The sequence below is a fragment of the Ruegeria atlantica genome (genome assembly GCF_013032505.1).
Taxonomy (GTDB): Bacteria; Pseudomonadota; Alphaproteobacteria; order Rhodobacterales; family Rhodobacteraceae; genus Ruegeria; species Ruegeria atlantica_F.
This window is the reverse complement of sequence record NZ_WQCG01000002.1, coordinates 336,010-348,333: the sequence shown is the minus strand read 5'-3', so window position 1 is coordinate 348,333 and position 12,324 is coordinate 336,010. Positions and strand designations below refer to the sequence as shown.

Sequence of the window (12,324 nt, the reverse complement as noted above, 5' to 3'; positions counted from 1 at the left end):
ATGGCAAAAGACTCACAAACCCGTTTCGTCTCGCCCAAAGCATGGGAACGCATCGAGCAGTGGTCCCGCCGCAAGCCGATCTTTGCACTCATGGGTGAATTCAGCGCCGGCAAATCGACGCTGATGAACTTTCTGCTTCGGTCGCATACGCTGCCGACTCAGGTGACGGCCACACAATTGCCTCCCGTCTGGTTCAGTTGGGGCAAGCAATCTGCCTATGTACAGCGCCACGACGGCACACGCGAAAACATCGAGTTGGATGCGTTGGAGTCGGTCGGTGTAAACGACGCCCAATTCGTTCGTATTTTTCTGGAATCCGACATTCTCGAAGCGGTTGATCTGATCGACACGCCGGGTATCTCGGACCCCAAGATTTCAACCGATGTATGGCGTCGCGCCGTAGGTCAGGCCAATGGCGTGCTGTGGTGCACACATGCAACCCAAGCCTGGCGCGAGACCGAGCGGGCGACATGGGTCGCTCTGCCGGAACGGTTGCAGCATAACTCGCTGCTGCTGGTAACACGTGCGGATACATTGGGTCCGAAAGACCGCCAGAAGGTGTTGCGCCGCGTCAACCGTGAGGCCGGACACCTGTTTAACCGGTCAATTTTGTTCTCGGCCCGCGATGCGATCATCGCGCGCGACAAGAGCGGCGATGCTGAACTGTGGGGACGCAGCGGTGGTGGCAAGATGGTGGACAGCTTTCTTGAGATCACCGAGCAGATCATGGACAATCGCGCAGACATGTTGGCGCGGTACCAGATCGACAATAGCCTTGCTGATGGGCCACGTGTCCAACCGATCCGCCCACGCAAAACTACTGAAAGTGCCGAACAGCCCACTCCGCTGAAGCTGGTCAATCCCGTTCAGGACGAAAATGCGCAGGACGAAGTGGTAACCAGCTTTCCTGTACGCCCTGCCCGCGTAGAAGCACGCTCAAACGATACCGAACGTGCCCCCCGGATTGATGCGGATGAGGCAGAGCGGTTGCGCGCTGAGATGACCGCGATATCAGAAGAAACCAAACCTGAAACGGAAACCGATCAGGACGAGCTACGGTCATTCTTCCGGGAAACACCTAGCCAACCTTTAAATTTGGCAGATATCACGGAAATCCCTTCGGAAGAAAACGCGTTTCTTGAACTAGATGACGAGGATTTCGACGAAGAAGATTCCTTGGAACTGGAAGGTGAAGACGAAGCAGAACAGCCTGACATCAACTTCGATGGCCAGGACCCCTTTGGGACATCGAATGAGGGTAAGCTGGCTGATGCGCCTGAAACCAGTGAGGCCGACGAACCTCAAGTGGACGCTCAAAGCGCTGATGTTTCCGTGTCTTCCATTGCTGCCTTGCTTGCCGAGCAATCCAATGGTGCGGCTGATGAATTCGAACCGGAACCTGAAACCAGCGGCCTGATCGAAACACAGGTCGTGCCCATGCCGAACGGCACCTCTTCAGACGCAGAGCCCGAGTCTGAAACGTTGGAGCAACTATTGAGTGTGGATGCCGGATCAACCCTCAGCGCGTCGGCGATGTGGCGTGAGATTACGACAGGCGAAGATCTTCCCGAAGACGTCGAAGGCCTGAAAAAAGTATTCGGAGCCTTCCTTGAAGAGTTCGACAAGATCGCTGCTGAACACAGCGCCCGTGACGCAAATGAAGATGTGCCAACGCTTCCGAAAACCGGAAACAAAGGCGGGGCTGAATGGCATGTTTTATAACGTGAAACCAAGGTAGAAGGACGGGACACCCGATGTCTATCGAAGCCGCACTGAAATCCGCGATGGAAACGATACCCGACTGCGTTGCAGCCGGGTACGTCGACATGGAAACAGGGATGTTATTGGGGACCAGCATTACCGATCAAGAGGACGCAAAGGTGCTGGACAGTCTCGCTCTTGCGGTGGCGAACCTGTTTCAAGGCGGCGGTGTCGGTGCTTTTGAAACATTGCTGCGGCAATCGGGGAATGCCGATGCTGAAAATCCGGGGTTTGGGGAAATCGCTGTGTTTTCAGGGGATCGGCTGAACATATTTTTGAGGACAGAGGCCTATCCGGATCACGTAGTCTGCTACATCTGTCGCAACAGCGCGAATGTAGGATTGGCACTGACAAAATCGCATCTCAGTTTGGGGCCGGTCGCGGCCGCAGTTTAGACGGGACCAGAGGGGGTCACGGCATGATGGATACAGACATACTCGACCTGCTCGAGGATATCGGGCGATCATCGGTTGCACGGCTGGAACCTGCCGTTGCGCTTTCGGGTGACACGGCCGTTGAGCGTCGCGATAGGGTGCTGCAATCCATCCGTGGTACTGTTTTACCACGTCGGCTGGAGTTCACGGCGGCCAATGGCGATTGCCTCGCGATTGAGGTTAACAGCTCTCGGGTTACCGACGTTTTTCGCGTCCGATCCGGCGTTGCGCCGGACTTTGAAACCGAACAGCGAGAAGCGCTGGCTGGCCAGTTGGCGCAACTGGTAACCGATATTGCCGCGGCACCTGCGCCGCTTAGCATGATCTCGCTGCGACCGGACACCATGCTTGAAGCGGACGATGTAGGCATCACGTTCAGCGAAATTGCCAAAGCCTGCACGACGATCGAAATGCCCGCAGAACCCGTCATATCCGTTGTTCCAGACACCACCGAGCCTAATGTCGACGTGGAATCTGAGGACGATACGGACGGCTTGGTCGGCTTGTTCTACCAAGGCAGCCAACGTTTGGCCGTTGGCCGCATCCAGGCCAAAGCCCCGAACGGGGAATTGATTCAGTCGGATGGCGATTGCGCTGAAGATCAGTCATTGCATGCCGATCATACCTTATTGGCGCAATTCGCCCGTGACCTTTCAGGCTGGGATGATGACACAGCCAGCGCTCTGGATCATCCACAACTGATCGTTATGCGCCCTTCCGGAGGCAAACGTTCCGGATTGGCTGTCATGAATGATGGCAAAGAATTCTCCATGGTAGTTCATGAGGCCCGCAAACTTGGAGCCATAGTGAATCTGTGGACATCTCTGACGGAGCATTCCCAATGAATGCGCCCGTAACATTCAATTTTTCGACTAATTCAATCTGTGATTGCAAGTACCCAGGGTAAAAGTATGAGTGAAAGTAACCGTCGTGAGTTAATTCGAATAGCCGAAGATATGAACGGGGTCAGCAATGACGAGACCCGCCAGTTTATTTCGCGCATTGTAGGCGATCTATCCAATCTGAAACCGTCAATCGCATTTGTCGGGCAGATCAAGGCTGGTAAGTCCCGCCTTATCAACGGGTTCACTGGGCAGGCAGAATACCTACCTTCGGACGTGAATCCTTGGACAACCGTGATCACCGATATGCATTTCGGTCACCCCTCGGGTCGGACCGAAGGGGCCGAATTCCATTTCTTCGATAACCGTCAGTGGCAGGCGTTGATCGCCGAGGGCGAAGAACTGCGCAATATGTTCCCCGATGACGAGGACAGTTATAAGCGCGAAATGATCGAAGAGCAGGTCGACGCGATGAAAACCCGCGCCCAACTGCGATTGGGCGATAGTTACGAGCAGTTGCTCGGCCAACACCACGATCTGGAGCATCTGAACTCGGACGATCTGGCCCGTTATGTTTGCGCCGGCGACGATCCGACCGACAGCGAGGAATATGATCCCGGTTCCGATCGGGGATTGTACAGCGACATCACGCGCAAGGCCGAGGTGTACTTTGACATCGGCCACTTTCCGTTCCCGCTGACCGTCACAGACACGCCCGGCGTCAACGACCCTCTGCTGATCCGCGAAGAAATCTCGCGCCAGTATCTCAAAGAATCCGATTTCTTTGTTGTGGTTTTATCTGCGCATCAGGCCCTTTCACGGGCGGATCTGAAGCTGTTCCGTCTGATGCAGGCTCTGGAACTGGGACAGATCGTCGTGTTCATCAACCGCGTAGACGAGTTGGGCGGCGGAGCCGAAGACGCTGGAAAAGTCCGAACGGATGTTTTGGAAGGCCTTGAAAAAGCACTGGGCAACTCAAACATCGACGTTCTTATGGGCAGCGCCCAATGGGCTCACTATGCGCTGACCGGTGACGATACCGGAGTGAACCACGATCATGTTCTGGCCTGGCTGCGCGCCCACCCCGAGCAGATGAAACAGTATCTGGACGGTGTTGAGGAGATCAAGCAAGGCCCCGGCCCGATCAGTCGCGAGGGTGTTCTGCGCTTTGCGGCAATGATTGCCTCCGGTCTGCCCGATCTGCGCCGTCACGTTACCCATGCTTTGACTCAAGGGCCGCGTGACGAACAGCTCAAGATGGCTTGGCAGCACCTTAACAGCTTTGCCCAAGGTGAGCTTGAACGCTCCAAGGCCCATCTGCGCGCGATTGATGATGAAAACTCTGCTGATCTGACCAGCGGCAGTGAAAATGATAAAACACTGGCCGAACTGCGCACTCTGGTTTCGCAAAAAACCACTGAGATCATCGACGACATGGATGATGTGTTGGCCAATCTTCGCGGGGTTATGGATGACACTGTGTCAGAGGCTGTTTCCGCGGTTGTCCGGGGGCCGAATGGCGCGTCACCCCTGTTGGCCAAAGGCGGTGACACCGAGCTGAACTTTTCACCACTGCGGGATCGCATGCGCGAACTGGTTCAGGGTGCAACTCAAGTGGTCCGACAGCGGATGCTCAGCGAACTTTACGCCATAGACATGAACAGCAATGCCGCCCTTCGCGCCCTGCCCGGCTGGCAGGACCCGGCCGACAGTCGGATGAATACCAGTGCGGTTCGTTGGTTCCGCCCAGACACCACCGCGCTTACGCGGGGCATTACCGTGGAATTGCGCGTCAGTTGGCTGTCCCGTCTGATCTCGCGCAAAAGTGTCGTCGCGCGGGCCGAGCGTATGATCGTTCAAGAGTTCGAAATGATCGGGGACGATCTGGTGGACACAGCACGTACAGATCTGCTGGAACGTCTGAACACCGTTCTTGACCACTATCTGGCATTGTTGGCCGGACATCTTGAACAACGCGTCGGATCCGGCCAAACCAATGTTCGTGCGGAAGCACAGGCGGCATTCGATCAGGCGCAACGTGTCGCAGATGATCTGGATGCGGTGTTTGGCGGCAGTAACGCCCGCAAGAAATTAGCAGAGGCTGCGGAATGATTGAATTTCCCGGAACCGAACAGGAAGTACGCAAGCTTGAACGCTTCCTGACCGCCACCGAAAACCTGCCGTCAGAGGCAGGTCTGGACAAGATGCGCGAACGCGCCTTGTTTCATGCCGAACGGCTTTCGAACGCGGTCAATATCGGTTTCGCCGGGGAATTCGGGGCCGGGAAATCCAGTCTCGCCAACATGCTGGCCGGGGCGGATATTCTACCCACGGGTCCTCAGCATCTGAAACTGCCATTGGTCATTGTTGCGTATTCGGATACACCGGAAACCACAGTTGGCTGGTGGGACAAGGAACCCAAAGTCTATTCTGGCATCGCTTTGGAAAAAGCTGCGGCCGATAATCCGGACTTTATCTCGGTCGGGCTGAATACTCCGGCCCTGCAGGAAATTTCTCTGTTTGATCTGCCTGGAACTGGCGCGCTGGACGATACCTACAAATCCACCCTGGAACTTTTGTCCTATGTCGATTGCGCCATATGGTGCACTAACGGAACAAACGCCTGGCGAGAGACAGAACGCCACCTTTGGGCACAAGTTCCGCAAGAGTTGCGCTCAAACAGTTTGTTGGCAGTGACCCACACGGACCTTCCTCCGGTTCGTGATGCATTGGACCGTGTTCTGAACCGGCTGGAAAAGGAAAAAGGCGAATTTTTCCGCTCGGTCGTGCCCATCGGCACGCCGGTGGCCGTCAAGGCTATGGCGCAAGAGCCCGAACCTGATTTCGATTTGTGGGAGACCTGCGGCGGACAAAACCTTGCCGAACAGGTCCTGCAAGTCGCGTCGGAACGGCGTTTGAAAGATTTGGAAGCTGCCAGAAAGGATATCGAGCAGGAGTTTCTTCCATTTCTATCCAGCCAGAATATGCACGACCCTGAGCCGACGCCAGTCGAAACACCCTCGATTCATGCTACTCTGGAATCCGCCCTTCCCCCTCTGGAAAATCCGATCCTCGAAGATTGGCTGGCGGCTATTGCAAGTATCTATGACGACTTGCGCGAAACATCGGATATCGAACCCGCCGCATTCCTGAACAGCTGTCAGGAAATCGTCGAAGACTTTGCAGAGCGTCTTGAGCAAGGGGGCGAAATCGCGGCCGAAGCTGACTGGATTCCTGGTGAGTTCGAAAAGGCAACGGATCTTCTTTTGCTACTGCAATTCGAAAGTGGTGACGCCCCCCTCAAGGATGCGATCAGCATCCTCGCACAGCTCAGCGACAACCTCGCCTGGGCCGGCAGCCGCGTCGATTCCGTTCAGCCAAAAACCGGAACCTGACCTCCACCCGTTTTAATTGAGCCGTGCACGGCGATTCGAAGCCTTTAGAATCGCGGGTGTATTGTTTCGGATTTGATGCCCAATACGTAAAAAACAGGCACTCAGTCCGCAAATTTTACCGCCTGCTATTCAATATGCAGTAGAATACCACAGTCCTAACACAATATATAGATTTTCACGGCACTGGGTTCTTAGTGAAGCCATCAGGCGGCCCCAATAATGTCAAATTTGAAACGTCTAACGTTCATGAGTGTCCTGCGGTTGTGTTTGGTTGTGAGTTCGCGGGCTGTAAGCCCAGTTAAGTAAAGCCGCAAAACGATTAGAACGGGCGGAAAGAAATGAGCCACAACCAGGCCGTCGGCGCGACGCACGACGAACCGAAAATTGAAGGACTTCAACCCGGCGCCAAGCTGTTGCGCGGGCAGTATGAAATCCTGCGTTTTATCAGCAATGGCGGGTTTGGGATCACCTATCTTGCGCGTGACAGCCTGGAACGCGAGGTGGTGATTAAAGAGTGCTATCCTGGTGCCCTTTGCCGTCGCAATGGCGACTTGGTTGAACCGGTTGAACCGGGTTACAAAGACGACCTGCGCGCGATCATCGACCTGTTTATCCTCGAGGCGCGCAATCACGCCCGTTTGGTGCACCCCAACATTGTAGACGTACATCAGGTCTTCGAAGACAACGAGACAGCCTATATCGCGATGAACTACATCCGCGGCTGCGATCTGTTGGACTATGTCGAGAACCCCGAAAACAAGGCTGGCCCCGACTTTATCGTTCAGGTCACGGAAAAAATGCTGTCGGCGGTGTCTTTCATCCACCAAAGCGGCATGCTGCATAGGGACATTTCGCCCGACAACATCCTAATAGACGAAAACGGCGATCCGGTTCTGATCGACTTTGGTGCTGCGCGCGAACAGGCTGCGCACCAATCTGCTGCACTGATGACACTGCGGGTCATCAAGGACGGGTATTCACCGCACGAATTTTACGTGCGCGGCGCTGAGCAAGGGCCAAGCAGTGACCTTTATGTTCTTGCGGCGACGCTCTATCACGCAATCAGTGGCGAACGTCCGATCGACGGCCAAACCCGCCTGAACGCCTTCAACAACAGCCAGCAGGACCCCTACACTCCACTGGCCGGACGCTTCGAAGGCTATCCCGAAGGGTTCCTTGAAGCCATCGACAAGGCTATGGAAGTTCACTCAACGGATCGCCTGCAGACCGCACTGGATTGGCTGCGTATGTTCCGTGGGCCCAGCGTAATGTTCGACAGCTTCGATTACCGGCCGGTGTCGGTGATCGTTGCGATGGACCAAAAAGACGAAGAAGAAGAAAAAGCCAGGATCAAGGCGGAAAGCGAGAACGCCGAAGCCGTCGTCACCGCTTTGCTGGCCGGTAACACAGACATTGCACTGGGCAATGAGGATAAGAACGACGAGGGGCTTGCTACGTTCACCGCAAAAGAAGAAGCCGCCGTTGCAGTAGACACTGTGGTCAAAAGCGGTTCCAGCGGTGCCGGCAAGGTAGTTGCGGGTGTGGCTGTGGTGGCCGCTTTGGCGGCCGGTGGGTTCTTCTTTATGTCCGGGAAAGATACTCCGGGTGAAGACACCGTATCGACCCAATCACCCGTAACGACGGAAACAGCGGAAGAAGTCGCCGCAGTCGAAACACCCGAGCAGGAAACGGTCGAGCAGGTGACTGCAGCTATTGCGGAGCCGGCGCCAGAACCTACTGAGCCCGCACCGGTTGAGGTCGAAGCCACTCCAGAGCCTATCGAGCAGGCGCAAGAAGAACCGATTGCAACGGACCAGGAAGACGCTGGGGCAACGGAAACGGCTGAAGCCGCTACAGTCGAGCCTACGCCACTTGTTCCCGCGGAACCTGTAAACCTGGAAGAACAAAAGCCGGTAAACTTGGCAGAACAACAGACTGCATTTTCGCATTGGGACGTGGACATCCCGTTTCAGACTTCACGACGTCGGGCTTCAACTGGCAACGTGATCGCAGTTACTGGCGTCGACCAGGACATGGACCCGGCAATTGTAGGTGAATGGGTCAAACGTGGCGCAACCATCTTTACTCTGAACGGCAAGCCCGTGCAGGCGGACACGACATTTGCCGCTCAGGTTCTGAACGATCTGAACGTAGACCCGGACGGCTACATTCGTGTCTCGGCCCGCTATCGTACATTGGGCGAAACCCGCCCACAGAACGGATTGTTGGCGCTGCCCGCGATGCGGGTGCTGGGCCTGGAAAACGGCTATGTTTTCGCAATTCAAAACAAAGACGGCACCGGGTGGAAAACAGTTCTGACCTCGGTTCCGCCAGAGGCGGCAGGCAACTTGCAGGCAGGCGATATCCTAGTCGCAGAGACGAATTCGGGCACGAGCATTGATGGTTCGGAAAGTCTGGAAGTCTTGCTGGCCGGGCTCGTATCCGAAAACCAGCCTCAGGCCCGCTTTAGCATTTTGCGCAACGGGGTCGCGACGACTGCTGACATGCCACTAGCGCAGGAGTAATCTGACCGGTTCCTAAATGATCTGCCAGTGTGTGTTTGCTGAGGGTAGTGCCTTGTTTGGTACCCCTGACGGGAACCGGCCCGTCGCGGAAGTAGAAAGTGTCTTTGTTATCCCAACTATCCGTGCCGTTGTGCAACTTCGCACAGAGGTAAGAAGCAGCCCCACAGGACAGATGTCCTGTGCCAAGAATAAAAGGTGTCGACACCATGTTCAAATACAAAAGCCCTCTTAGCCGGCTTCTCGAAGGTGCCGGCAAACCAAAAGAAACTGAGGCCGAAGAAGTAGCGGAAGCCGCAACTCCAGAGGCGGAAAAGGCCGAGCCAATCGCCGACTTCAATGCCCTGCGCGCAGCTCTGGCGGGTGGCAATATGTCTTCGGACAACTACGAAGAAACTGACGAGCTGGTGCCTGAAGAAAAGATGCCGGATTTCTCTGAGGATGAAGCAGCAGACACTGCTGAAACCGAAGATGATATCGTCGTCGCAGAGGTCATAGCAGAAGTTCAGGACGTGGTGGACGAGACGCCCGAGCCCGAAACTGAAACTGTTTTGACACTGCACTCAGCGGTTGAAGAAGTCGCTGAAGTGGCGACAGAAGAAGACGCCGAAGCGGTTACCGAAGAGGTGGTCGAGCACGAGATGCTTCAAGTCGAAGACCCCGAGCCGGAACAGATTGTAGAAATCGTTGCAGACGAACCCATCGCGGAACCAGAGTCCATCGCAGAGCCGGTTTCAGAAGAACCGGTCGCCGAAGAATCACAGGTTGAAGTCGCACCGGTGGCACAGTCCGCGGCCCCCGAAGATCGCCGCGGCCGCGTCAAGACAACCTTCCTGGGCTTCGAACGCGCTGACACACATGTGCAGGACCTCATCGAAACGGCAGAACCTGCGGCAAAAACAGACAATGCCGAGCAATCGTTCCCGGTTGGTTGGCTGGTCGTCACCGGCGGCCCTGGTCGTGGTGCGAGCATAACGCTGACCGAAGGCTTGATGCAGATTGGTCGCAATGACGATCAGGCCATTCAGCTGGATTTTGGAGACACCGGCATTTCCCGCAGCAACCATGCGGTGATTGCCTATGACCCCGAAGACCGCAAATGTTATCTGGGACACGGCGGTAAGGCGAACCTGGTTCGCCTAAACGGCAAGCCGGTTCTCAGCACCGTTGCGCTATCCAGTGGAGACCTGATCCGCATCAGCGAAACATCAGTTCGCTTTGCCGCATTCTGCGACGATGGCTTTGACTGGCGGGATTCCTGATTGATGCTGGCGACACCGGCATATGATATTGCGCTGATCCTGGATAAGGGCCGGCGTGACACGCAGGAGGACGCGGTCGCCTCGCGCATGTTCGACGCAGCGAATGCAAGCTATGTCGTTGTCGCCGATGGCATGGGCGGACATGCGGCAGGCGAAGTCGCTTCTGATCTTGTGATCCGTGCCTGGCGCGACGCTCTGGATACCGAGCTCGAAGGTTCAGCGGCGTCCGAGTCCGCTTTGATAGACGCTTTGCCTCTTGCAGCAATGCAGGCAAACGCATCCATCGCCAGCTATTCCGAGGAACAAGGCGCTGAATTCAACATGGGCTCCACCATGCTGGGCGTTCTATTGCTGGGACAGCGACTGTTTTGGATTTCTATCGGCGACAGCCCCCTATACCTTTTCCGTGACGGAGAGTTGTCGCAGATCAACGAAGATCATTCGATGGCGCCTGTAATTGATGCGCAAATGGCCGAGGGAACTTTGACTGAGGCCGAAGCGCTTACGCATCCAGACCGAAATCAGCTGACCTCGGTCATCATGGGAGCGGCAATTCCAAAAGTCGATTGCCCAGAGACCCCTTATGAACTGACACCTTCGGATGTTTTGGTTCTGGGAAGCGATGGCCTGCAATACCTCAGCAATGCTGAAATTCAGTCCATTCTTCAATCCAATGCCAGCGCGCTTGCGCAAGACATCGCCGGGGCGCTGCAATCCGCGCTCAACGCGAAAGGCGACCCGGATCAGGACAACACCTCGATCGGTGTCGTCAAACTCACAAAAAACTAACAAGGCAAAGCAACAGGACCCATGAGAAACCATCTGATCATATCAAGCCTGGCACTTGCTGCCGCAGCGGGCACTGCATCGGCGCAACAGGCATGCTCAACTTATGAAATTCAGCGCGGCGACAGCCTGCGCGAGCTTTCGATCGACGTGTACTCGACCGAAGATTTTCGTATCATCTACGATGCCAACCGGGATGTGATCGGCAATAACCCGAACATCATTCGGGTGGGCGACGTTCTGACCATGCCTTGTTTGGAAGACATTGGGCGCGCTTCGACCGTTCCGCAAACTGAGGCCGAGGCCATGGCAGCCGAAATGGCAGCAGAGCTGGTCAAGGCCGCCGAAGATCGCGCAGCCAAAGCCATTGCCGAGGCCGAAGCCCGCGTGGCCGAAGCCGAAGCTGAAGCCAAAAAAGCCAGCGAAGATGCTGTGGTTATCGCCAAAGAGGCGGCTAAAGACGAAATCGAAGCAGCGCGCGCGGAAGCAGCCGCACTGATCCGTAACGCGGATGAAGGCGAACGCCCGGAAATTCGCGACCGCCAGTTGCTGATGATCACTGGTGGCAATTACGCGCCCTTCACCGACGAGGCACTGCCCAATCGCGGCCTTTACACCTACCTTGTCGAGACAGCGATGCTGCGTGCCGCACCCGAGCAGGCCTATAAGATCCAGTTCGTCAATGACTGGTCATCGCATCTGGACCTGCTGATGCCGACACTGGCGTTCGATGCCACCTTCCCATGGTCGCGTCCGAACTGCGAAGCGGCAGAGACATTGTCGGAAAAGGACCGTACGCGGTGCGAAACGTACGACTTCTCTAACCCGTTCTACGAAGTCGTGGACACGTTCTTTGCCCGCGAAGGATCGGGCTATGAGCAAACACTGACCTATGCTGACTTCGCCGGGACAACCATCTGTCGGCCGGAAGGCTGGTCGTTGTCACACATGGATGAGGTCGGATTGTATGAACCGGCAATCTCGCTTGTGCGTCCGGTTTCACCCGATGACTGCTTTCACGCCGTTATGGACGGGACAGCCGACATCGTCGCAATCGAAGCTCATCTGGCGATCGAAGCTATCGGACGACTGGGATACGAACACCGTATTATTGAAAACCCCAACCTGGCGGCGATCAAATCCCTTAACGTCATGACCCATAAAGATAATCCAGATGGCGAAGCGATCCTGGAGACGCTGAATCAAGGTCTGGCAATCATGCAGCAATCCGGCGAATGGCGCGACATCGTGTCAACCGCCCTACGCCATCAAATGGAAAACGGCTGAAACACTTTAAAGCCTTCTCAATTACTATCCTGGAG

9 protein-coding genes are annotated in these 12,324 nt (G+C 55.7%); all 9 read left to right on the top strand.

The annotated features are described in order from the left end of the window. Positions 1-1,722, top strand: a complete 1,722-nt coding sequence (locus tag GOW92_RS08735; RefSeq protein WP_170559928.1) for a dynamin family protein — start codon at positions 1-3, stop codon at positions 1,720-1,722. A gap of 32 nt (positions 1,723-1,754) precedes the next feature. After that, positions 1,755-2,156: a hypothetical protein gene (locus GOW92_RS08730; RefSeq protein WP_170559927.1), complete on the top strand. Its 402-nt coding sequence runs from the start codon at positions 1,755-1,757 to the stop codon at positions 2,154-2,156. 23 nt (positions 2,157-2,179) lie between these two features. Further along, entirely contained in the window at positions 2,180-3,040 is an 861-nt protein-coding gene (locus GOW92_RS08725) for a hypothetical protein (protein ID WP_170559926.1), read from the top strand. Positions 3,041-3,106: 66 nt separating this feature from the next. Then, entirely contained in the window at positions 3,107-5,149 is a 2,043-nt protein-coding gene (locus tag GOW92_RS08720) for a dynamin family protein (protein WP_170559925.1), read from the top strand. Further along, on the top strand, positions 5,146-6,432 hold the full coding sequence (locus GOW92_RS08715) for a dynamin family protein (protein WP_170559924.1): 1,287 nt from the start codon (positions 5,146-5,148) through the stop codon (positions 6,430-6,432). Before GOW92_RS08720 ends, GOW92_RS08715 begins: the two co-directional genes overlap by 4 nt. A gap of 338 nt (positions 6,433-6,770) precedes the next feature. Beyond that, on the top strand, positions 6,771-8,957 hold the full coding sequence (locus GOW92_RS08710) for a serine/threonine protein kinase (RefSeq protein WP_170559922.1): 2,187 nt from the start codon (positions 6,771-6,773) through the stop codon (positions 8,955-8,957). Between the two features lie 179 nt (positions 8,958-9,136). Then, positions 9,137-10,216, top strand: coding sequence for an FHA domain-containing protein (locus GOW92_RS08705; RefSeq protein ID WP_368040265.1), 1,080 nt, complete (start codon positions 9,137-9,139; stop codon positions 10,214-10,216). 3 nt (positions 10,217-10,219) lie between these two features. Further along, complete coding sequence (locus GOW92_RS08700) at positions 10,220-11,005, top strand: PP2C family protein-serine/threonine phosphatase (protein ID WP_170559918.1); 786 nt, start codon at positions 10,220-10,222, stop codon at positions 11,003-11,005. Positions 11,006-11,026: 21 nt separating this feature from the next. Next, positions 11,027-12,289, top strand: coding sequence for a substrate-binding periplasmic protein (locus GOW92_RS08695; RefSeq protein ID WP_170559916.1), 1,263 nt, complete (start codon positions 11,027-11,029; stop codon positions 12,287-12,289). Positions 12,290-12,324 lie beyond the last annotated feature (35 nt).